The 21,811-nt window shown below is 62.7% G+C and carries 16 protein-coding genes; 9 read left to right on the forward strand and 7 right to left on the reverse strand.

All coding sequences use genetic code 11. From position 1 onward, the window contains the following. Window position 1 precedes the first annotated feature (1 nt). The 3 genes from ABIC16_RS13505 (at window position 2) to ABIC16_RS13515 (ending at window position 2,852) form a co-directional block, all read left to right on the forward strand. On the forward strand, window positions 2-889 hold the full coding sequence (locus ABIC16_RS13505) for a VOC family protein (protein WP_354291493.1): 888 nt from the start codon (window positions 2-4) through the stop codon (window positions 887-889). Window positions 890-989: 100 nt separating this feature from the next. After that, window positions 990-1,766 (forward strand): alpha/beta fold hydrolase, encoded by a 777-nt coding sequence (locus ABIC16_RS13510; protein WP_354291494.1) that lies wholly within the window; start codon window positions 990-992, stop codon window positions 1,764-1,766. A 276-nt stretch (window positions 1,767-2,042) separates the two neighbouring features. After that, window positions 2,043-2,852, forward strand: a complete 810-nt coding sequence (locus ABIC16_RS13515; RefSeq protein ID WP_277968447.1) for an SIR2 family NAD-dependent protein deacylase — start codon at window positions 2,043-2,045, stop codon at window positions 2,850-2,852. 3 nt (window positions 2,853-2,855) lie between these two features. Here ABIC16_RS13515 and ABIC16_RS13520 read toward each other — a convergent pair whose 3' ends face one another. From ABIC16_RS13520 to ABIC16_RS13535, 4 genes are read right to left on the reverse strand one after another with little or no spacing between them, the layout of a single operon-like run. Then, window positions 2,856-3,665: an IclR family transcriptional regulator gene (locus tag ABIC16_RS13520; RefSeq protein ID WP_277968448.1), complete on the reverse strand. Its 810-nt coding sequence runs from the start codon at window positions 3,663-3,665 to the stop codon at window positions 2,856-2,858. Between the two features lie 60 nt (window positions 3,666-3,725). After that, entirely contained in the window at window positions 3,726-5,189 is a 1,464-nt protein-coding gene (locus tag ABIC16_RS13525; RefSeq protein WP_354291495.1) for an aldehyde dehydrogenase, read from the reverse strand. A 12-nt stretch (window positions 5,190-5,201) separates the two neighbouring features. After that, entirely contained in the window at window positions 5,202-6,002 is an 801-nt protein-coding gene (locus tag ABIC16_RS13530) for an aspartate dehydrogenase (protein WP_354291496.1), read from the reverse strand. Between the two features lie 2 nt (window positions 6,003-6,004). Next, window positions 6,005-7,666: a thiamine pyrophosphate-binding protein gene (locus tag ABIC16_RS13535; protein WP_354291497.1), complete on the reverse strand. Its 1,662-nt coding sequence runs from the start codon at window positions 7,664-7,666 to the stop codon at window positions 6,005-6,007. Between the two features lie 197 nt (window positions 7,667-7,863). On the opposite strand from ABIC16_RS13535, the gene ABIC16_RS13540 reads away from it, so the two are divergent. After that, window positions 7,864-9,021, forward strand: a complete 1,158-nt coding sequence (locus ABIC16_RS13540; RefSeq protein WP_354291498.1) for an FAD-dependent monooxygenase — start codon at window positions 7,864-7,866, stop codon at window positions 9,019-9,021. Window positions 9,022-9,478: 457 nt separating this feature from the next. Next, the gene (locus ABIC16_RS13545) at window positions 9,479-11,806 is read left to right on the forward strand and encodes a TonB-dependent receptor (RefSeq protein WP_277968453.1); all 2,328 of its coding nucleotides are present in this window, start codon (window positions 9,479-9,481) and stop codon (window positions 11,804-11,806) included. Window positions 11,807-11,971: 165 nt separating this feature from the next. Here ABIC16_RS13545 and ABIC16_RS13550 read toward each other — a convergent pair whose 3' ends face one another. After that, window positions 11,972-14,104, reverse strand: coding sequence for a TonB-dependent siderophore receptor (locus ABIC16_RS13550; protein WP_354291499.1), 2,133 nt, complete (start codon window positions 14,102-14,104; stop codon window positions 11,972-11,974). 102 nt (window positions 14,105-14,206) lie between these two features. On the opposite strand from ABIC16_RS13550, the gene ABIC16_RS13555 reads away from it, so the two are divergent. From ABIC16_RS13555 to ABIC16_RS13570, 4 genes are read left to right on the forward strand one after another with little or no spacing between them, the layout of a single operon-like run. Continuing rightward, complete coding sequence (locus ABIC16_RS13555) at window positions 14,207-16,369, forward strand: TonB-dependent siderophore receptor (RefSeq protein WP_354291500.1); 2,163 nt, start codon at window positions 14,207-14,209, stop codon at window positions 16,367-16,369. Window position 16,370: 1 nt separating this feature from the next. Then, window positions 16,371-16,685: a hypothetical protein gene (locus ABIC16_RS13560; protein WP_354291501.1), complete on the forward strand. Its 315-nt coding sequence runs from the start codon at window positions 16,371-16,373 to the stop codon at window positions 16,683-16,685. Next, window positions 16,682-18,253, forward strand: coding sequence for a PepSY-associated TM helix domain-containing protein (locus ABIC16_RS13565; RefSeq protein WP_354291502.1), 1,572 nt, complete (start codon window positions 16,682-16,684; stop codon window positions 18,251-18,253). The genes ABIC16_RS13560 and ABIC16_RS13565 overlap by 4 nt, the downstream gene beginning before the upstream one ends. Next, window positions 18,250-18,612 carry a DUF3325 domain-containing protein gene (locus ABIC16_RS13570; protein WP_354291503.1) on the forward strand — a complete coding sequence of 121 codons (363 nt, stop codon included), beginning with the start codon at window positions 18,250-18,252 and terminating at the stop codon, window positions 18,610-18,612. Before ABIC16_RS13565 ends, ABIC16_RS13570 begins: the two co-directional genes overlap by 4 nt. Here the strand turns inward: ABIC16_RS13570 and ABIC16_RS13575 are convergent. Next, window positions 18,548-20,620: a prolyl oligopeptidase family serine peptidase gene (locus tag ABIC16_RS13575; RefSeq protein WP_354291504.1), complete on the reverse strand. Its 2,073-nt coding sequence runs from the start codon at window positions 20,618-20,620 to the stop codon at window positions 18,548-18,550. The two genes, ABIC16_RS13570 and ABIC16_RS13575, sit on opposite strands and share 65 nt — an antisense overlap. Window positions 20,621-20,766: 146 nt before the next feature. After that, entirely contained in the window at window positions 20,767-21,693 is a 927-nt protein-coding gene (locus tag ABIC16_RS13580; protein ID WP_354291505.1) for an alpha/beta hydrolase, read from the reverse strand. Window positions 21,694-21,811 lie beyond the last annotated feature (118 nt).

A 21,811-nucleotide genomic window follows, 5' to 3' on the forward strand; every position in this document is an offset into this window, starting at 1 on the left:
ATTGTCACAGATCCGCACCCTAGGTTACCTGGCGTTCGAAACCGTCAAATTTGATGAATGGAAGCATTTCGCGACGGAGATCCTCGGTCTCCAGATCGGCGAAGAGTTGGCCGATGGCACGCTGGTACTGCGCAACGACAGCTATCAGGCCCGCATTTTTCTAAAGCCGGGGCCAAGCGAAGACATTCTCTACGCCGGCTGGGAAACCACCAAGCTCGAGGATCTTCAGTCGCTACGTGAAAGCCTGCAGGCGTCGGGCGTCGCCATCACCGACGGCACGCCTGAAGAAGCCAAGGAGCGGCGCGTCCTGTCGTTCTTCCATTTCAGGGATGCAGACGGCAACCGCGTCGAGGCCTTCTACGGTGCGACGGAAGTCCGGCACGATCCGTTCCAGTCGCCCAAGAGCGTCGGCTTCTTGACCGGTGAGCAGGGCCTTGGCCATATCGTGCTGGGGACCGACGACTATGACTCTCAGGTCAAGTTCTACCAGAAGACGCTGGACTTCAAGATCAGCGATTATAACGATCTGGCCCTGCCGGATCGCATCGCACACCTCACCTTCTTCCACGTCAACAGCCGCCACCATTCGCTGGCCCTCGGCAATTGGCCCCTGCCGCGCCGCTTCAACCATTTGATGCTCGAGGTGACCACGCTCGACGCAGTCGGCTTTGCCCTGGATCGTGCAAAAAAGGCGGGCGCGCATATCCTGATGGATCTGGGTCGTCACTCCAACGACAACGTCGTTTCCTTCTACGTGCTCACACCGTCAGGATGGGCGGTCGAGTTCGGCTGGGGCAGCCTCAGCGTGGACGATGAGACGTGGCACGTCACGCACCACACGGAACCGAGCGTCTGGGGTCACAAGTTCAATCCGCCCGCGCGGCATTGATCCTGCCCCCTACCCCTTTCGACGAAAAGAGAACACAATGACGGTCTCAACCCATACGGCTGAAAGCACGTCCCGCACGATCGAGGTGCAGGGCACCACGATGCACTATCACGAAGCGGGATCGGGCCCGGTGCTGGTTCTACTGCACGGCACCGCGCCCGGCGCTTCCGCATGGGGCAATTTCGGTTCCAATCTGCCTATTTATGCGGAGAAATATCGCGTCCTGGCGATCGACCTGCCGCATTGTGGCAAATCCGGCAAACCGGCCAACGGTTATATGGACGTCGCTTGGTACGCGACCGTCATCATCGACATGCTCGACGCGATGGGGATCCCATCTGCGCATTTCCTCGGCAATTCCGTGGGCGGCAGCGTCTCCATCGAAGTCGCTCTGGCGCGGCCGGAAATCGTCGATCGCCTGATCTTGATGGGAACGGCGGGATCGCTGCCAATGTTCTCCCCGCTTCCGACCGAAGGCGCGCGGAACATGACGGAGTTTTACAAGGACGAACCAACCAAGGAAAAACTGGAACGCATCCTGCGCGGCATGGTGTTCGACCAGGACCGGATCACGCCGGAAATGGTCGAACGCCGCTTCGAGGCTTCCGTCGCACGCGAACTGCTGGTGCATTCGAAGCCGAACCTGGATTGGATGCGGACGTTGTGGCGCCGTGCCGGCGACATCCCCCACAAGACGCTGCTTATCTACGGCCGCGACGACCGGGTAGTACCGTGGGATACGGCGTTAATCCTGTTGCGTCTTATGCCGAACGCGGATCTGCACGTCTTTTCGCAATGCGGGCATTGGGCGCAGGTCGAGCGCGCTGACGAGTTTAACCGACTGGTTGAAACCTTCCTGTCCGACGAGACCGCCTGACCGGACCAAGTCTCGCCTGCCTCGCAGAGCCCTATGCCCCCCAAGGCTGGCATAGGGCTTTGCCGCACTGTCGCCGCGCACATGACTTCTACGAAATGGGAAGCCTTCGTGATCCTTATGACCGAGCTGATCCTTGCCGCCCGGGCCGATGCGGTGACATCTACCTCTTGCCTAAACCCCGCCCCTAAACACCCGTCCTACGGGGTTGACGAACCCACAGGATGGTCGGATCGTGCCGGGCATGTTCAGCCTCGGCTCGTTTTTGATCCGCGCCGCATGACGTCGCTCGCAAAGCTCGCCAACGCCGTTCGCGATCGACGCGCGATCCTGTTCGCGGGCGCAGGCGTGTCGATGAGCGTCGGCCTGCCCTCCTGGGCTGAGTTGATCGATCACATGCGCAGCGAACTCGGACTGATGGACCAGCCGGGCAACTGGAGTTATCAAACGCTGGCCGAATATTACCGGCTACAGCACGGGAGCATCGGCCCATTGCGCAGCTGGATGGACCGCACCTGGAGCGTATCGGCTGACCGTGTAGCGGAATCGCGTATCCACGAACTCATTGTCCAGCTCGATTTCCCGATCATCTACACGACCAATTACGACAATAATCTAGAGATCGCGTATCAGATCCACGGCAAGCCGTTCGCGAAGGTCGCCAACACCAGCGACATCGTCAACGCCGATGTCGGCCAGCCGCAGATCGTCAAATTCCACGGCGATTTCGATGACGATGAATCGCTGGTCATCGCCGAGACCGACTATTTTAAGCGGCTCGCATTCGAGACACCGCTCGATACCAAGTTCAAGGCCGATGCGCTCGGTCGCACGCTGATCTTCGTCGGTTACAGCATGTCGGACCTGAACATCCGGCTGACCCTGTATCGCATGTGGCAGACCTGGCGGGATTCAGGCCGCGAACGCGATCGCCCCTCGTCCTTCGTGTTCACCGCCAAGGAAGATCCTGTGCAGGATGCGGTGCTGGAACAATGGGGAATCACCGTGCTCCACGAAAAGGGCGAGGATCCCGCCGCATCGATGCTAGCGTTCTTGACCAAGCTCAAAGCCGCCGTTGACGAGGGCTGACCCTCAGGCCGCCTCCATCTTGCGATAGCCCATGCCGCGCGAGATCTCTGCAGCCGCGGCTTCAACCGCACTGCGCACGGTGGTAGAAAAGTTTTCCCGGTCATAGGTGGTGATCGGGCAGCTTACCGAAATTGCCGCTTCCAGCTTGCCGCTGGCCCCAAACACGGGCGCGGCAACGCTCGCCACGTCGCGGTCAAAGAAGCCCCAGCTGACCACGCTGGTTTCGCGCCGGGCGCGTTCGACCAGATCAACCAGAGCACCGATGCTGTCCGGCGTCTCCGGCGTGAACGTCTGGAAATTATAGGATTCGTACAGCGCCACGACCTCGGACAGCGGCAGGCCGGTCAACAACACGCGGCCCGGTGCCGTGGCATGGGCAGGCAGCCGGGTGCCCACCGTCATTGCGCTGATCAGCGACGTGTTTCCCTGGAACCGGGCGACATAGACGACTTCCCAACCTTCGCGCACGGCAAGATGGGTGGATGTCTGCGTGTCATCGCGCAACTTCCGGAGGATCGGCGTGGCGACTTCGATAAGGTCCTTGCCCGCCAGGAAACTGTACCCCAACTCCAACACGCGCGACCCGAGTTGATACCGCCGAGAATCCTGTCCGCGCCGCAGAAAACCGCAGGCCTCCAGCGTGTACACGATTCGAAACGCGCTCGAACGGGTGACGCTGGCATGCCGCGCCATCTCGGCGATAGTTTGCTCCTGCCGATCGCGAGTGAACGACTGCAGCATCTGCAGCCCGCGCGCCAGGCCGGGCACGATGTACCGCTCATCCAGCGCATCGGGTTGTTCTTCGTCAGACATCGGGAGCCCTCTTATCCTTCAGCCCAGCCTATACCGATGCGCCAGCAAACCACAATTGGTTCACGCCCAAGGCAAAGGCGAAGGATCCAACCCGACATAGACGCTTTTCTGCTGCATGTGGGCCCGGATCCCGTCCCGCCCCTTTTCGCGACCAAGACCGCTGTCTTTCCAGCCACCAAACGGCGTCGAGATGCTGAATTGCTTATACGTGTTGATCCACACCGTCCCGACTTCCAACTGCCGGGCAAGCGCATAGGCCCGGGGAAAGTTCTGGGTCCAGATCCCAGCGGCCAGACCATAAACACTGTCATTCGCCTGGGCGATGAGGTCGGCCTCGTCGTCGAACGGCATTACCACCAGTACCGGCCCGAACACTTCCTCGCGACAGATCGCGGCGTCGTTGGTGACGCCAGCCAGGATTGTCGGGAGATAATAGGCGCCATTGTCATACAGCGCGCCTTCCGGTCGACCGCCGCCGCACAGCAACGTTGCCCCGTCCGCCAAAGCGCGCTCGACAAAGTCTGCGACGGTGTCGCGGTGAAGGGTGGAGACGAGCGGTGCGACCTGCGTATCCGGCGCGGTACCCGGCCCAACTCGCAGCGCCTTGGTCCGTTCAACGAGGCGCGGCACGAACGCGTCATAAAGCGATCGTGCGACAAACAGGCGAGACCCGGCGATGCAGGATTGGCCGGATGAGCTGAAGATCCCAAACAGAATGCCGGCGATCGCCTGGTCGATGTCCGCATCGGGCAGTACAATCGTCGGCGATTTGCCGCCCAACTCGAGCGAAACCGGCATCAGCTTTTCGGCAGCAGCAGCGGCGATACGACGACCGGTGGCGGTACCTCCAGTAAACAGGATCTTGCCCACTCCGGGGTGGCGGACGATCGCTTCTCCGATGATGCGCCCCGGCCCCGGCAACACCGACAGCAACCCCTTGGGCAGCCCTTGGGCGGCGATAATGCCTGCCAGATGAAGCGACACAAGCGACGTCCATTCCGCTGGCTTCAGCACCACCGCATTGCCCGCAGCGAGCGCGGGCGCGATCTTTTGCGCGTCACTGGCAATCGGCGAGTTCCACGGCGTGATCGCGCCGATCACGCCGATTGGTTCGTGCAAGGACAGCGTCAAATAGCGTCCGCGCGGGCTGGTCAGGCTTTCGTCCATGGTTTCCAGCGCTGCGGCGAAGTAGCGGAACGTGCTTGCAGCGGAGAGCGCCAGCGCCCGCGTTTCGGCGCGCGACTTTCCGGTATCGGCCGTCTGCAATACGGAAATCGTGTCGACATCGGCCTCGATCGCGTCGCCAATCCGGGTAAGGATGCGGGCACGCTGGTGGGGCAACATTGCGCGCCATTCGGGATCGGCGACAGCGCGCTGACCTGCGGCGACCGCGTCCTTCACGTCGTCCACGCCGGCGGTACCATAACGGGTGACAACTCTGCCATCGGCGGGATTGATGCTATCGACCAAGCCGCCCCGGCCGGTGCGCCAGTCGCCGCCGACGAAGATCTTCGTGAAGTCCATGCCCGTTTCCGATCAGATGACGATGGGGGAAGCCATGCCCGAAAGCAGTCGAGCGATGCTGTGCGCCGTCAGCGCCGAAGTCTTTGGATTGGCGCGCGAGGGTTCCCCGCAAATGCTGATCTCGAAGCGGCCATCGCCGCCCTCGAACATCAGCTCGTGGACGTTCTTGGCTACATTCGGATCGGCCACGAGTTCGACCTCGGTTTGATCGAAACCGATCCCGGCCAACGCGATCGTCGCCGCCACGTTGGAATTCTTCGGGTATTCCAGCGCCGCCTGCCGCGCATTGCCGACGTAAAACGTGGCCGGCGCCTGCAGGTTCGACAAGTCCACCAGTTCCTCGGCCGGGGTTCCAGCCCAGGCCATCGGCGGTTTGCGTCCGATATACCGTACACGCGACAGCCCCCCCAGCCGTGCCGCGGCCAGCGCGTCGATCCCGGCCATCGCCCCCGCGGCAAGAATGACCCGGCTGCCGCCATCGTCCGCTGCGGTGCGCAACCGTGCCAGCAATGCATCGTCGGCAAGCGATCCGATGGAAACGACCATCAGTGGAATCCCCGCGCGCAGGACCGCCTCGCCAAATTCGGACACGGCGCTGTGACCGGCGCATTCCACCACGATGTCCGGTCGGGCAGCAACCAGCGCTGCCACATCCTCCACGATCGGGCGATCGCCATCGAGCACGAACGGTCGCGTCAGGATCGCCACAGTACGATACGGCACATCGCCGCATGCGGTCAGCGCTTCGCGAACCGAATGCGCAATGCCACCGTCACCAATGAAACCGATGCCAAGGGGGGGACGGGCCGACATGGTCACTTCGCCAGCTTGGGAGGGCCTGCGAAGCGCACGGGATACGGCCCGATCGCCACCATATCGACTTCAATGATAGCAGCGCCGGGCTTGGACCGTGCCCGCGCCAGCGCAGCGGCCACGTCGCCCACGTCGCTAACCTTCTCATGCCGCAACCCCATAGCGACGGCGAGTGCGCCGAAGTCGGGGATCAGGATGTTGGAGAACAACTTGCGCGCGCCATACTCCACGTCCTGGATATTGCGGATCACGCCATATCCCAGGTCGTTCATCAGGATCAGCGTCACGTCCGGCTGCTCTTCCGCCAGCGTCATCAATTCACCCAGACACAGGCTGAGACCGCCATCGCCGGACAACGCGAACGCGCCCGCCGGAGACGCCAACGCCGCACCGATCGCCATCGGCAATCCCTGGCCGATGCCGCCGCCCACTGCGTGAACGCCGGCGCGCGAGTGGCCGACGCGAAGATAGCGGTTTCCCCAGGTGCTATTCGAAATGGTGACGTCGCGCACCCATGCCGCCTCGGCGGGGATGGCCGCCTGCACAGCATCGACCAATTCGGCATAGTCGCCCAAGCCGGCGCGCAGGTTCGCCGGCATGGCTTCGCGCGCGGCGGTGATCTTGGCGACGAACGCGGGTTCGATTTCCAGCCCTTCCGCCGCCGCGTCGACCAGCCCAGCCAGCGCAGTGCGCACATCGCCGTGTACGAACAGGTCGTTGCTATAGGTGCGACCATCAGCCGTTACATCGCAATCGATCACTGCGACACGCGCCGGCAGGCGCAGCTTGTAGGTCCAGGTTTCGTTGCCGCGGAGCCGCGATCCTGCGACGATCAGCAAGTCCGCCTCTTCATACAGAGCCTGGATCTGCGGAGTGCAATTGAACGCGCCCAGCGACAACGGATGCATTTCAGGCACGATGCCCCGGCCGTTGGTCGACGTGACGATCGGCACACCCAAATCGGCGAGCTGCGTCGCTTCGGCTTCCGCCCCACGCGCACCACCGCCCAGCAGCACCATCGGGCGCCGGGCTGCACGCAGCATGGCCGCCAGCGCATCGATATCGCTCTGCGCGGTCGGCAGCACGCGCCGTTCGATTTCGGGCAGGACGGCAGGAACCGACATCAATGCCGCCTGCACGTCCACCGGAATCTCGATGCTGACCGGGCCGGTCGGCGCGGAAAGCGCGACCGTCGCGGCTTCCACCATCGTCGCCACCAGTTCGTCTGGCGAGCTGATCCGGAATGCCGCCTTGGAAATCGCTTGCAGCATTTCCAACTGGCGCGGCGCTTCGTGAATATAGGCGCGGTCCCGGTCGAGATGCTCGAGTTCGACCTGGCCTGTGATGTGCATTACCGGCGATCCGGCAGTCAGGGCTTCGACCATGGCGCCGGCCGCATTGCCTGCCGCGGTGCCAGTGCTGGTGAACGCCACGCCCAGCGAGCCCGACACCCGCGCATAGGCATCCGCCATGTTCAAGCCGCCCGCTTCCCCGCGCGCCGCCACAAAGCGGATATTGTCGCGCACGCCCAGCGGATCGAGAATCGGCATGTTGTGGATGCTGATCACGCCAAAAGCGTAGGTCACGCCCCAATGTTCGAGCAGGCGCACGATGACCTCGCCCACGCTAGCCTGCTCAGCCTGTGCTTCTATCGTGGGGTTCATTTCAGTCTCGACGTTGATCATTTCTAACCTTGCTTCTGCGGGAAGACGCGAGCGCGCACGTTCTACCAAGGTTGACCTGGCAGTAGCGGCTGACCGCAGGCGTCCCGATCGATGAGGTGATTTCGATCTATCGCTTGTTTATATGTGAGGCAAGTGGTTTAAATGAGAACATGAACCACAGGTTGGAGTTTGGATCTATGCATTCGACTAAAAGCGTCCTGGTGATTGGCGGCGGCATTGCCGGGGCAGCGCTCGCAATCGCGCTTGCCCGCGAGAACATCGAGCCCACACTGGTCGAGAAACAGGCGGTGTGGCAGCCCTCGAGCTCGGGCATTTTCGTCTATGCCAACGGGCTGGCGGCGCTGGACCGCATCGGCGTCCTTGCCGACATTCTGGACGCTGGCTGGTCGAGCGAAGACGGCGTCAATCCGTATTACAACGCCGATGGGACAACGATTGTCTCAACCGTCTATCCCCGCATCGGCGGCAGTCATGTTCCACCGATTCTCGGCATCAAGCGCTCCGAAATGCACCGCGTTCTGGCAGCGGCGCTGGAGTCGCATCGCGTTCCGATTCGACTCGGCACCGTCGTCGAACAGATCGACGATGCTGGCGATCACGTTTCAGTGGCGTTTTCCGACGGAAGCCTCGGTCGCTATGACGCCGTGATTGGCGCGGATGGCATCCGTTCCGCGACCAGAACGAAGCTTTACGGCGCGATTGAACCCAGTTTTTCCGGCTTTGGCGTATGGCGCAGCATCCACCGAAAGCCGGCAGCAATCACCAATAAGATCATGATGATGGGTGTTGGCAAACGGTTGGGCATCATGCCGATCAGCAATGATATGCTGTATGTTTTCGCCACCGCGAACGAGACCAAGGATCGCTACTACGATCCCGCGACGCTTCACACCGAAATGGTGGCCAAATTCGGCGAGTTCGAAGGGCCGGCCGCGCCCCTCCTCGCCGAGATCCAGCGCCCCGAACAGGTACTCTATACGGCAGTCGAGGAGATGCGGTTACCGATGCCGTGGAACAAGGGTCGCACCCTGTTAATCGGGGATGCCGCGCACGCCTCCTCCCCGTTCATGGGCCAAGGCGGTGCCATGGCCCTGGAAGATGCGGTCGTCCTGGCAGAGATGCTGGGGCAGGCAACCGACATTCCCGCCTGTCTTGCCGCCTTCTACGAGCGTCGAGTCGAACGTTGCACTTTCGTCCAGGAAGAGTCGCGCAAGGTCGGTGAGCGCGGCGGCCAGGAAGATGCCGCTGCATGCGTTCGCAGGAACGAAGGAATGAAGCTCAACGCGCAAGCCGCAGTGGACAGCTTCTACACCCGAATGGCCGAACCGATCTGATCGTTGTCCGGGCTTTTCAAAGCTTTTCGACGCTCGACTCAACAGGCTTGACATAGTTCGCATTACAACGGATGTTTCACCTACAAATAATCGAGACAGCCGAAATGGCGTGATGTCGATACGGCCAAAGGTCGGGAGTGGAGCGCGAAATGAGAGCACGAGGAGGCATTTCGGAAACCTTGCGGCAGCGGCGTGCCGTGGCCTGTTCCATCATTTTCCAGCGACCGGCAAAGGCCGGCGACAAACGCACCATCCCGACAGGCCTTCATACTCCCGCAGAAGGAAGCGACGGGCGGCACCACCAGAGCGTGCGCGGCTCGACGGACTTCGTATTCGACCGGCAGGTTGATCCCGAATATCAGGACAACCCTGCCCCACGGTTCGCACGCTTACGCGCGAACGCTTTCTCGGCTCCGCGCGTCCTGCGCAGCCGGCAACACTAAAGAGGGGGAAGGCTATGACCTATATATCCTGCAACTTCCGGACGAACCTGCTGCTCGCGGCGTCGTCCGCCGTTCTGCTATGGTCGGTACCATCCGTAGCGCAAACCGCGCCCGCACTAGATCAGGCCGCACCGGAGCCGACAGCCGCGGCCTCCCTCGCGCCCGTTCAAGGAAACAGCGACGACATCATCGTCACCGCGGACAAGCGCGAGTCCAGCGTGCAACGGGTGCCAATCGCAATCACCGCGATTTCCGGTGAATCGCTCGCCAAAGCCGGCATCATCCAGATTGCAAGTCTCGCAACGAGCATCCCGAGCTTCAACTACAGCGAAATTCTGGGTTCGGCGAAACTCAACATCCGCGGGATCGGCTTCAGCAACACGGCCGCCGGGGCCGAAGGCAGTGTCGCGTACAACCTCAACGATGTGTACGTCTCCCGCCCCGCCGCCCAGATCGGCAATTTCTACGATGTCAGCCGCGTCGAAGTTCTGCGCGGCCCGCAGGGAACGCTGTATGGCCGCAACGCCACCGGCGGCGCGGTCAACATCTACACCAACCGGCCGACCAATTCGTGGTCCGGTTACGGCCAGGTCTCGTACGGCAATTACAACGACCTGATCGCCGAGGGTGCGGTGGGCGGACCCGTTACTGATACGCTCGGCATTCGTATGGCCGTGTTCAGCCAGACCCGCGATGGCTATGGCAAAAACATCGTCACCGGCAACGACGTCAACAACGTCAGGAGCCGCAGCGCGCGCTTGACCGCGCTCTGGCGCCCTGCCCCCAACCTCGCCATCACCGTCATCGGCGATATTGGTCGGCAGAAGGACAACTCAAGTCAGCCAAACTTGATCGGCGCGCGCGGTCTGACCGGCGAAGTCGGCGTCACCGGACAGCCGCTGTTGGGCGTTGCTCTGGGCGGTGTCGCCCTCCAGCGCAGCTACAACGTCGCGAACGACATGGATACGCGGTACGATCGGAAAACCGGCGGCGTGGTGGTTGACGCGAAACTCGATCTCGGTGCATTTTCGATTAGGTCGGTCAGCGCATGGCGCCACACCGACGTCTATTTGAACGCCGATATCGACTCGACCAGTGCACCGATTGCACGGGCGATCACCAACGAGAAGTCGGATACCTATTCGCAGGAACTCAACGTCAACTACACCGGGAACCGGTTTGACGTCACGACCGGCGCCTATTTCTTCGCAGAGGATCTGTTCGGCACGCAATGGTCGCCAGCCAACGCTGCTGTTTTTGGCTTCCCTTATGTTCCAGGAACCTATGTCGGCACTTATGCCGCCGGCGGAAACCTCAAGACACGCGGTGTCGCGGTCTTCGGCCAGGGCTCGTACCACGCCACGGATCGCCTGACTCTTATCGTCGGCGCGCGGTACAGCACGGAAAAGAAAACGGACGACGATCTCTACACCGATTTCGTCCGGTCGGGGGCGTTCCTGGCACCGGCCGATCTCAACAATCCGAAGCTGCCCTTTGCTGCCCCTAACCGCGTTTCGGCACGCTTCAATTCGTTCACGCCTAAGTTCGGCGTGAACTTCCAGGTCAATCCGCAGACCTTACTCTACGCGTCGGTGTCAAAGGGCTTCAAGGCGGGCCTGTTCAATCTGGGCGGTACACAGGTGATCCCGACGAGCACGGGCGTGATCCTGTCGAACCCTGCGGTGAAACCGGAATCGGTCTGGGCCTATGAAGCGGGCCTGAAGGTACGCGGTCTTTCCAACCGGTTGCGACTCAATCTCGCCGGCTTCTACTACGACTATTCCGATCTCCAGTTGTCAAAACTGGTCGGCACCGCGGCACAGCTGACCAACGCCGCAGCGGCGCGGATTTATGGCGTAGAGGCGGAAGCCAACTTCGATCCTACCCCCGAACTGCGCTTCAATCTCAATGGAAGCTGGATGCACGCGCGCTTCACGGACTTCTTCAACACCGATCCGGGACGGCCGTCGCTCGGGCTGCTCGATCTGTCGGGGAACCGGATGCCGCAAGCGCCCGACTTCACCGCCAACGCCGGCGTGGAATACCGGATCGCCATCGCCCATGGGACGATCGTGCCACGGGTACAGGGCAACTGGTCGTCGAAGGTCTTTTTCGACGAATTCAACGTCGCCGCAATCTCGCAGCCGTCGTTCGGCAAGGCCGATGTGTCGCTCGCCTATGAGGCGGTGGCCGGATACAAGATCATCGGATTCATCAACAACATCACGAACGAAAAGACCGCCGACACCGCATATCAGTCGGTTGCGTTGACCGGTTACCCGATCAACGGCGTCCTTGCTCCGCCGCGCACCTACGGTGTTCGCCTGCGCTACAGCTTCTGACCCACCCTCTGTTGGATGGATAGGCCCATCCAACAGAGGCCGTTTTGCTCAACGCGTGGCAGACCAAAGTCAGGGCCATTATTCCCGGTCGGAACCACGGTCTTCCGTGGATCCGACCGGGACATACGCGCGGGAGTGGTAAGCGGCTGCCGCCTAACGATGTTACTACCAAGCGACGCGCGCGCTCAGCGACCCGTTGATACCCTCACCGACATTCGTCTGTGTCCAATATTTCGCATTCAGCATGTTGTTCACATTGCCGACAAAGGTCACCGTGCGACCGCCGATTCCCGTCTCATACTGAAAACCAGCGTTCGCAAGCGTGCGCGCCGGGATGAAAAGGAGATTCCGATCGTCGGTCGGCGCCTTGCCGAAATAGCGGACATTGGCGTGGAGGCTGAACCCCTGAATGGCAGCGACGTGATATTCGCCGTTGCCAACGATCTGCCATTTCGATGCACCGCCGGGAATATGGCCAAGTAGGTTTTCGTTGCCCGCAGACACGTCGCGAATCGTCGGATCGAGATGGACGGCGCCCAGTCCCAGCTTCAGGTCCGACGTCACGCGATATCCGGCGATCGCTTCCACGCCCTTGTATACCGTCAGTCCGTCCTGGGTCAGTCGGCGCGCCCCTGCAACGATGCTGTCGATCGTGTTCGCGCGTTCGATGCGGAAGGCGGCAGTGGTCAGGCTCAGCGCGCGATGTTCGTATTTAGCCCCTACCTCATATTGCCGGCTGATCGTCGCCTTCAGCACTTCGCCGACATTGGCATATTCGCCGCCGACGCGGCTGCCCGGCTCCATGGCCTCGACAAAGCTGCCATAGATCGAGAGGAACGGCACAGGCTTGTAGATCAGCGCGACCGTCGGCGTCACGGCCGAAGTACGATAGCCCGAGTCTGTTGTCGTATCCGCGTCAAGGTCGAACAGCCGGTAGCGGGTGTAGCGCGCGCCAAGCATCGCCTGGACATGATCGCCCAGATGCACTGTATCGCTCAGGAACAGTGCCTCCTGCCGGTCCCGCGACGGCGACCCATCCGTGCCGAACCGAATGGTGCGGGTCACGCGGAACGGCTGGTCTTGGTAGATATTGCCGTTGAAATCGTTGCCCCAGTGATAGTCGGTCAGCCCGAATTTGGTAGGGCTGCTCTGATACGCCGCCCCGGCGACGAGTTCGTGGCGCAGCGGACCGGTCGTGAAAGCACCCTGGATCATCGCCTGGGCGAAATGATTCCTGTCCAGTTGGGCGAAATTATAGGCGTTCCCCTCATAATCCCCCGCCTGATTCAGCATGTAGACGAACATCTTGTTCGAATGATGCAGCTTGCTGGTATAGCCGTAGGTCAGCTTTGCCGACCAGCCATCGGCAAAAGACCAGTGCAGCCCGGTCGCGGTCGACAGCGTTTTGGTTCGGTAGAAACTGTTGGCAATGTTCAGCTTGCCATAATCATAGCTGACCTTCGGCAGGACGGTATCGGCATAGCCGCTCCAATAGACCTGGAACGGTTCGTGCCGCAGGTCGCTATCCTCGTAGGTCGCGGTCGCATACCAGTTCAGCTTGGAGCTGACGGCATATTCCAGCGCGAGCGACCCCACCAGGCGATTGACCCCGGCCCTATTGTAGGCCGTACCCTTTTCCCCAGCCAGGTTGAGGCGATAGCCCAGCCTGCCATCCTTGCTCAACGGACCGCCCGCATCGATCCGGCCGTAAAAGATGCTGTTGGTGCGATAACCGATTTCCGTGGTCAGCAGCGGGGCTGCGGTCGGCCGCTTGGTGCGATAGCTGATGACCCCGCCCGGCGAACCGAAGCCGTACATGAAACCGGTCAGGCCTTTCAGCGCCGTCACGCTCTCGATCGGCTCCAGCGGGAAATCGCCGCCCCAGTACAGCAGCAGCGGGACGTCATCGATATAGTAGTTGCGCACGCCCAGTCCGCGGATTTGCGCGCCCCACCAGTTGGTCGTCCCGGCCGGTGCGGATGACGACACCGACGGGTCGTTGACGAAGATCTGCGCGATGCTGTTGGCTTGTCGCTTGGCGATATCGTCCTTGTCTACGACCGTGATCGAATATGGCGTGTCCAAGAGGGTTTTTGGACCCAGGGCGCCGCCCTCCGTGACCCTGCCCTGGCCGTCGTCGGACTTCAGGCCGGTCACGACGATGTCGGATTTCTCCTCTTGCGCGTCGCGCGGATTAACTTCCTGCGGAGGATCGAGGCTGAGCGCATGTGCCGCCGGACACAGCGACACGCCTGCCAGGATCGATGCTGACAGAAGTGATCCGACGAATTTGCACATGACGTTGTCCCCCAAAGATTGAAGCCGCCCGCTATTTGCATTGCTATTGCGAGTCAATCTCAACTGTGCGTATAGGCTCCTCACGAATGACAGGGGGACACGTTGAAAAAGATTGTTGCGCGGACGACCGGAGCCTTGCTGTTCGCGTCGACGCTCGATCTGCCAGCGGAAGCGTGGGCGCAGACGGCATCCGAGGCGGAAGAGAAGCAAAACGACATCATCGTCACCGCACACCAGGTCGGCGGAGCGTTGATCGCGTCCAAGGCGGAGATACCGCCTCTGGAAACAGCGCAGGCGATCTCAAGTGTGTCGCAACAGACGTTGCGCGACCGTGGCGTGCTGCGGCTCGGCGACGCGTTGGCGGGGGTTGCCGGCGTCTCGCGCAACAACACCTACGGTTTTTTCGACGGCTTCAACATCCGCGGGTTCAACGCCTCGTCGGGTGCAACCTATCTCGACGGTCTGCTCGACGATACCGGTATGGGCACGTCCGAAATGACCGGGCTGGAACGGATCGAGGTGGTCAAGGGGCCGGCCTCCGGCCTGTTCGGACAGGGGCCGTTATCCGGCATCGTCAACCTCGTCAGCAAGCGTCCGCAGGACCAAGCCTTCCTCGATATCGGGGCCAGCGCCGGGTCTTATGACCTGGTAGAATTGCGGGCCGACGCGAACGGCCCGCTGACACGCGACGGCACCGTTACGGCGAGGCTGGCAGGGATCTACCGCAATCAGGATTTCTTCGTGCAGTCCTCGGGCCAGAAACGGATCTTCCTCGCTCCCTCACTCAGTTGGAAAATCGCGCCGAGCACGACGCTGACTTTGCTGGCCCGCTATCAGAAGGATGATATCCGGCCATGGTCGCCTACCACGGCCTATGGCACCGCTCTTCCCAATCCGAACGGACCGCTGCCGGTCGACCTGTCGATCAATGACACCGCGTATCCCGCCAAGCAAAAGAACGATTATTGGAACGTTGGTTACGTCGTCGATCACCGGATCGGTAGCGCAATCGTGCTCCACCAGTCGCTGCGCTATCAGGATTTCCATAATGGCTGGGACAATTGGCTGTTCGTCACCGGCATCAACGCGCAGGCCGTTCCGGCGACTGCCACCACCCCTGCGATCCCCGCATACCGGCGGATCAGCCGGGCCTTTTACGGGCCATATGAGGAGAACGGCACCTATTTCCGGGTCGACACCAACGCCAGCGCGCGTTTCAACACCGGACCGCTGAACCACTATGTCCTGACAGGTGTCGATTACGGAAGTCGCAAGGCGGACAACATCAATCTCTACGACACCAGCAAGCCTTATTATCTTGATCTCTATGCGCCGGTCTATGGCACGGTCAGCAACCATAATCCGGCAGTTCCCACGTCCAGTGCAGGTAGCCGAACCAAGCAACTGGGGTTTTACGTCCAAGATCACATCAAGCTCGGCGAGGTTCTGGCAGTCACGGTCGGCGGTCGCTGGGACGATGCTTCGGCGATCAATCTGAATGGCGGCGTACCCGGTCCGAAAACCAGCGCGAGAGCGTTTAGCCCGCGCGCTGGCGCGACGCTGGCGCTGAACGACTGGTCGTCGCTTTATGTGAACTATTCCAAATCCTTCACTCCGCAGTTCAGTTACCGCGACGTCAACCAGCGCGTGCTGCCGCCCGAACGCGGCGTCAATTACGAAGGCGGGGTGAAGGTCGCGCGCGGCGACGGCCGGTTGACTGGCATGCTGACCCTCTTCTCGCTGACCCGCGCCAATGTCGCCACGGCCGATGCGGTGCTGCCCAACGTCTATGTCCTGACCGGGGAACAGCGCACGCGCGGCATCGAGGCGGAAGGCGCATGGCGACCGGCACGCGGCATCGACCTTACTGCTGCCTATACCTATCTCGACGCGAAGGTGACCGCCGACAACCGGCTCCGCGTCGGATCCCGGCTCGGTAGCGTCCCTCGCCACATCGTCGATCTCTGGGCGCGCTACACGATCCAGGATGGCCCGCTGGCCAAACTGGGTGCTGGCGCAGGCGTTCATCATGAAAGCAACCGCGTTGCCAGTACGGCATCGGCCGTGCCGGGGGCGACGGAGCCCTTCTATCTCGATGGCTATGCCCTGGTCGACGGTGCGCTCTTTTACGGTTTCGGCGATTGGTCGGCACAGGCCAATGTTCGCAACATCTTCAACGCACGCTATTTCCCCACCGCCTCGCTGACCCGCACGACGCCGGGCGAACCGCGGACCGTCCAGGTCGCACTCCAGCGGCACTTCTGACATGGCACGTAAACGGATCGCAGCCCCGGAGAGCCTTGCCGCCCGGATCAGCCTGCCCCTACGCATCCTGGGCGCGATCGTCGGCGGCTATGGCGTCACGTCGCTCGCAGTCGCCTGCCTCGCGCGGATCCTGCCGATGCGCGCGGCCGAGGCCAGCGTCGCCGCCACCCTCGCGTCGTTTGCCATCTATGCCGGTATCATCGTCGCGATCTTCTCCGCCCGCTCGGTGTTGCGCATCTGGCTGTGGCTAACGGCTGCCGCGCTTCTGCTGGGCGCCGCCCTCTACTGGTCCATTCTGACGGGAGGTCGATTGTGAAGAACGGTTTTCGCCAATCGATGGCGGCGCTGCACACCTGGACGGGACTGTTGTTCGGCTGGCTGTTGTTCGCGATGTTCGTCACCGGCACCGCCGCCTATTTTCAGGAAGAGATCAGCCGGTGGATGCGGCCCGAGGTAGTCGCCACCGCCGCCCCGGCGCCGGCGACGCAGGCCGCAATCGCATGGCTGCAAAAGACCCAACCTGACGCGGACAGCTGGTTCATCACCCCGCCATCCGCGCGCAACCCTGCGACGGAGGTCTTTTGGCAACCCCGGACGGTGGAAGGCGAGCAGCATGCCCGGCGCCGCCGGAACGACACCAGCGCAACGCTCGACGGGAATGGACGTGTCGTTACAACGCGCGAGACGCGCGGCGGCTTCTTTCTGTACCGCTTCCATTTCGACCTGCATTATATGCCGGTGTTGTGGGCGCGATATCTGGTCGGTGCCGCCGCGATGTTCATGCTCGTCGCGATCCTGTCCGGAATCATCACGCACAAGAAGATCTTTGCCGATTTTTTCATGCTGCGCTTCGGCAAGGGGCAACGCAGTTGGCTCGACGTGCATAACGTCACGGCGGTGTTCGCTCTGCCCTTCTACCTGATGATCACCTATACCGGGCTGGTCACGTTGGCGACGTTGTACATGCCATGGGGGATCGCCGCCAATTACGCGTCCCCCGAGACTTTCTTCGCCGAGGTGTTTCCGAACGGCGGAGAGACGCAACGGACCGGCACTGCCGCGGCGATGGTACCCATCGGACCACTGATGGCAGTCGCGACACGGGAATGGGCCGGGGCGGCAGTGGGCTCGGTCCAGATTGCCAATCCGAACGACGTCAGCGCGACCATTACGCTCCGCCGTGCGGCGGACACCGCCATCGGCGCGCGCGGTGAAAGCATGGTCTTTGCCGGTGCCACGGGCAGGATGATACGCGGCGGCGCGCCAGAAGGCGGCGCAATGGCCACCCAAAGTGTGATGATCGGGCTTCATGCCGGTCGCTACGCCGGCTGGGGTCTGCGCTGGCTCTACTTCTTGTCGGGCATCGGCGGAACGATCATGGTCGGCAGCGGGCTCGTCCTATGGACGGTGAAGCGCCGCGCGAAGCTGCCAGACCCCACCCGTCCGCATTTCGGTTTCCGCCTCGTAGAACGGCTCAACATCGCCGCGATCGCTGGTCTACCGGCAGGCATCGCTGCCTATTTCCTCGCCAACCGGCTGCTGCCGACCGGCATGACGGCTCGCGCAGAATGGGAGATCCACAGTCTCTTCCTGACATGGGCAGCCGTGCTGCTCTGGGCGATCGCCCGGCCCTACCGTCGCGCCTGGATAGAAAGCCTCGCGCTGGCCGCCGGCCTGTTCGCATCGGTGCCAGTGGTGAATGCCCTAACCGTCTCGCGCAACATGCTGACCGGCGTGATGACGGGCGACTGGCTGTTCGTCGCCTTTGACATCGCGATGCTCCTATTTGCCCTTGGCTTCGGCTGGGCAGCGCGCAAGGCGTCGACGGTCAATGCCAAACCCGCTCGCGGCATGCGCACCATGCAGAACATGGCGGCAGCATGATCCACGCCTTGGCTATCATTGTCGCGGTTGTCGGATTCGCCTGCCTTTGCGCGGCGATGGTGCGACACCAAAAGGACCTTCTCGGCCACGCGCTGACCGTTCGATCCGCGCGACGGTTTCGTATCGCTGGCGCACTCTCCCTGCTATTCGCGCTCGCGGTGGACATGATCGTCCTCGGTAGCGGCTACGGCGCGGTGGCGTGGTGCGGCCACTTGACGGCAGGTGCCGCACTCGTGCTGATCGGGCTCAACCGAAAGGTCGCACGCGACAACCGCCGCATCCTACGCGCGAACGTCAGGGTTTCGGCGCCACATCGCCCCCCGCGCCGGTACGATACCGATCGAACCACGCAAGAATAGCCGACGCCTTCGCCGCCGATTGCGACGGACGCGCCGTAAAGCCACCGTGGCTCGCGCCGGGAACCTTGACCAGCGCAGTCGGCACGCCGCGGATCTGCAGCGCGGCGTAATATTGCTCCGATTCCGAAACCGGCGTGCGATAATCGTCGCTGCCCACCACGACCAGCGTCGGTGTCTTCACGTTGCCGACGAGGCTCAGCGGCGAACGGTTCCAGTAGCTCATCGGGTCTTCCCACGGCAGCTTGGTGAACCAGTAGCGCGAGGTGAACAGCGTATTGTCCATCGTCAGCGCCTCGCTCGCCCAGTTGATGACGGGCTTCTGCGTCGCCGCAGCCTTGAACCGGTTGGTCTTTCCGACGATCCACGCGGTGAGGACGCCGCCGCCCGATCCGCCGGTGACGAACAGATTGTCGGGATCAGCCGTGCCATCCGCGATCGCGGCATCGACCGCGGCGATCAGGTCGTCATAATCGGCGGAGGGATATTTTTTGTCGATCAGATTGGCGAACTCGGCGCCGTAGGAAGTCGACCCGCGCGGATTGGTCCACAGCACCGCATAGCCCGCCGCCGCGTACAATTGCACGTCGGTCGCGAAGCTCGGGCCATACGCACTGTTCGGGCCGCCGTGGATCTCGAGGATCAACGGCATGCGTTTCCCGGCAGGTCGGCCCGGCGGGATTGCGATCCACGCGTCGATCGACCGGCCATCCGGTGCCGTCACCGCGATCTTGCGCACCGGCGCGAGCGCCTTCGCCGTCGCCAATCCCGCGTTGAGCTGGGTTAGGCGACGAGCCTTGCCACCGCTCGATACCCAGACGTCCGCCGGCGCGCTCGCATCGCCGCCGGTATAAGCGATCGTGCCGTTGCGCGAGACGGAGAATTCGCCGCCGGTATAGGGTCGGTCGAGCCCGTCGCCCCCGACGTTGTCGACCAGCGGCGTTACACGCCCGTCCAGACCGATCCGCGCGACCTTGCGCTGTCCGCGGTCGTCGTAACTGGCGAACAGGCTGCGACCGTCCGCCGCCCACGCGGCATCCTCGATCCCGCGATCGAGCGTCGCGGTCAGCGACTTTGCACCGCCAGCGTTGCGATCGCCGATATAGAGTTGCGCGTTTTCATAGCTACGCCGCTTGTCGTCAAACCCGATCCACGCGATCCGCGCACCGTCCGGGGAGACGATCGGCTTGGCGTCGGGGCCGTCACGACTGGTCAGCGTCCGCAAAGCGCCGCTGGCCACGTCCACCGCGATCACGTCGGAGTTCATCACTTGCCGATCGGCCTCGGGTCCGCGAATCGCCGCGAACATGATCGATCGGCCATCCGGCGTCCACGATAGTGGGCCGCCGTCGTCGAACGCGCCGAACGTCAGCTGACGCGCCGCGCCGCCGTCCGCCGCCACGACGAACAGATGGTCGCGGCCCGGCTTGACGTAACCGGGTCCGTCGTTGCGGTAGTTGATCCGGTCGATCACCGTCAGCGGCTCCGCCCATTTCGCGCCCTCTGGCTTGGGCGGCGCCTTGCCGAGCGTCGTCGCCTCGCCCGCGACCGTCGCGACATAAGCGAGCTGTTGTCCATCAGGCGACCAGGCGAGCGCCTGCGGGTCGCCGGGGAAGCTCGTCACGCGCGCGCTGCTTCCTGACGACAGCCACCGAACGAACAATTGCGATCGATCCCCGTCGGCGGCGGCATAAGCGACGCGTGTACCATCCGGAGACCAGCGCGGGTTCGATCCCTGTGTCGCGAACGGCGTCTGCCGCCCCGAAGCCACATCGATCAGCCACAGCGACGACTGCATCCGGTCGGTCATCACATCGGCGCTGCGCCGGACGTAGACGATCGTGCGGCCATCCGGGCTGATCTGCGGGTCCGCTGCGATCGCGAGGCCAAACAGGTCCGCGCCGGTGAACGCCCGCGTCGGCGCCTCCGCAGGCGACGCATTCTGTTGTTGCTGTGCGATTCCGGCGGCGGGGGTCGCGACGATGAGGGCGATAGCAAGGGACAGGCGCATGCGGGTCTCCGGATAGATCGACCGCCGTCATGCCCGATCGCGTGCCCTATGCAAGGGTGTGGCAAGATCCGCCGTTCGACGGTCGCGGGCACCACGCCATCCGGACCGAAACGGTGCCGACCGCGCGAACGGTCGGCACCTGTCCGTCAGGCGGCGGGCTTCAGATAGCCGTGCATGTCGAGCCAACGCGCGAACGCGTCGAACCAACCGGTGCTCGTCGTCGTCTTCTTGTACATGCCGAACCCGTGACCACCCTGTTCGAACAGATGGAACTCGACCGGACGCTTGGCGGCGCGCCAGCTGTCGATCAGCCCGAACCCGGCGTTGCCGAACAGCGGATCATCCGCCGCCAGCGCGACGAACAGCGGCGGCGCATCCGCGGGCACCGTCATCGGAGTGACCGGCCCGTAGATATCGCCGATGAACGCGGGTTTCGCGTCCTGACCGACCATCGTCGTCGCCATCGTCAGCATGGCACCCGCCGAGAAGCCGACCATCCCGATCCGGTCACGATCGACATGCCACTCGCCTGCCCGCTTCCGCACCAGTGCGAACGCCGCGCGCGCATCCGCAATTTGCGGAGCGAGATTCGCCATCATCGCTTCGGGGCTTGGCCGCGGAGGACGGGGACCTGCGCCGGGACCCAATCCGCGCTGAAACGCGGCCATGTCCTCCGGAGTCTGGTTGAGCCGATATTTCAGCACGAACGCGGCAACGCCCTTGGCCGCAAGCGCACGCGCGACATCCCAGCCCTCATTCTCCATCGACAAGGTCTGGAAGCCACCACCCGGCGCCACGATTACCGCCGCCCCGGTCGCCTTGGAGGGATCGGGCAGGAACGGGGTGAGCGTCGCCACGGTCACGTTCCGCGCGAACACGCTGCCATATTGGCTGTGCCAGGCTTCCGGCGCCTTGGCGTTCGGCAAGGTCCCGGTCCCCAATTCGATCGCGGACGGCTGGGCTGGGATCGGGATGCCGGCCATCTTGTCGGATTGCGCCTGCAGCGGCGCTGCCAGCGCAACCGCGGCCGCGATGCTGCACGTCGCAAGACAGCTGCGAACCGGCCTGCCCAACCAATGTGACGCAAGAATACCTTGTGCAGATTTCATCATCGCTCTCCCGTGTTTATCGTTCTTTCGAGCAAGCCTATCGGTACCGTTACCATGGTGCAATACGGGCAGCTCAGAAAGT

Source organism: Sphingomonas sp. PvP055, from assembly GCF_040546365.1.
GTDB classification, from domain to species: domain Bacteria; phylum Pseudomonadota; class Alphaproteobacteria; order Sphingomonadales; family Sphingomonadaceae; genus Sphingomonas; species Sphingomonas echinoides_A.

What these genes read in the sequence shown, in the direction of transcription:
- ABIC16_RS13545 (WP_277968453.1), top strand. Translation starts at nt 9,479, where the DNA reads ATGACCTATATATCCTGCAACTTCCGGACGAACCTGCTGCTCGCGGCG.
- ABIC16_RS13575 (WP_354291504.1), bottom strand. Translation starts at nt 20,620, where the DNA reads ATGCGCCTGTCCCTTGCTATCGCCCTCATCGTCGCGACCCCCGCCGCC.
- ABIC16_RS13550 (WP_354291499.1), bottom strand. Translation starts at nt 14,104, where the DNA reads ATGTGCAAATTCGTCGGATCACTTCTGTCAGCATCGATCCTGGCAGGC.
- ABIC16_RS13525 (WP_354291495.1), bottom strand. Translation starts at nt 5,189, where the DNA reads ATGGACTTCACGAAGATCTTCGTCGGCGGCGACTGGCGCACCGGCCGG.
- ABIC16_RS13530 (WP_354291496.1), bottom strand. Translation starts at nt 6,002, where the DNA reads ATGTCGGCCCGTCCCCCCCTTGGCATCGGTTTCATTGGTGACGGTGGC.
- ABIC16_RS13515 (WP_277968447.1), top strand. Translation starts at nt 2,043, where the DNA reads ATGACGTCGCTCGCAAAGCTCGCCAACGCCGTTCGCGATCGACGCGCG.
- ABIC16_RS13570 (WP_354291503.1), top strand. Translation starts at nt 18,250, where the DNA reads ATGATCCACGCCTTGGCTATCATTGTCGCGGTTGTCGGATTCGCCTGC.
- ABIC16_RS13510 (WP_354291494.1), top strand. Translation starts at nt 990, where the DNA reads ATGCACTATCACGAAGCGGGATCGGGCCCGGTGCTGGTTCTACTGCAC.
- ABIC16_RS13560 (WP_354291501.1), top strand. Translation starts at nt 16,371, where the DNA reads ATGGCACGTAAACGGATCGCAGCCCCGGAGAGCCTTGCCGCCCGGATC.
- ABIC16_RS13520 (WP_277968448.1), bottom strand. Translation starts at nt 3,665, where the DNA reads ATGTCTGACGAAGAACAACCCGATGCGCTGGATGAGCGGTACATCGTG.
- ABIC16_RS13535 (WP_354291497.1), bottom strand. Translation starts at nt 7,666, where the DNA reads ATGAACCCCACGATAGAAGCACAGGCTGAGCAGGCTAGCGTGGGCGAG.
- ABIC16_RS13540 (WP_354291498.1), top strand. Translation starts at nt 7,864, where the DNA reads ATGCATTCGACTAAAAGCGTCCTGGTGATTGGCGGCGGCATTGCCGGG.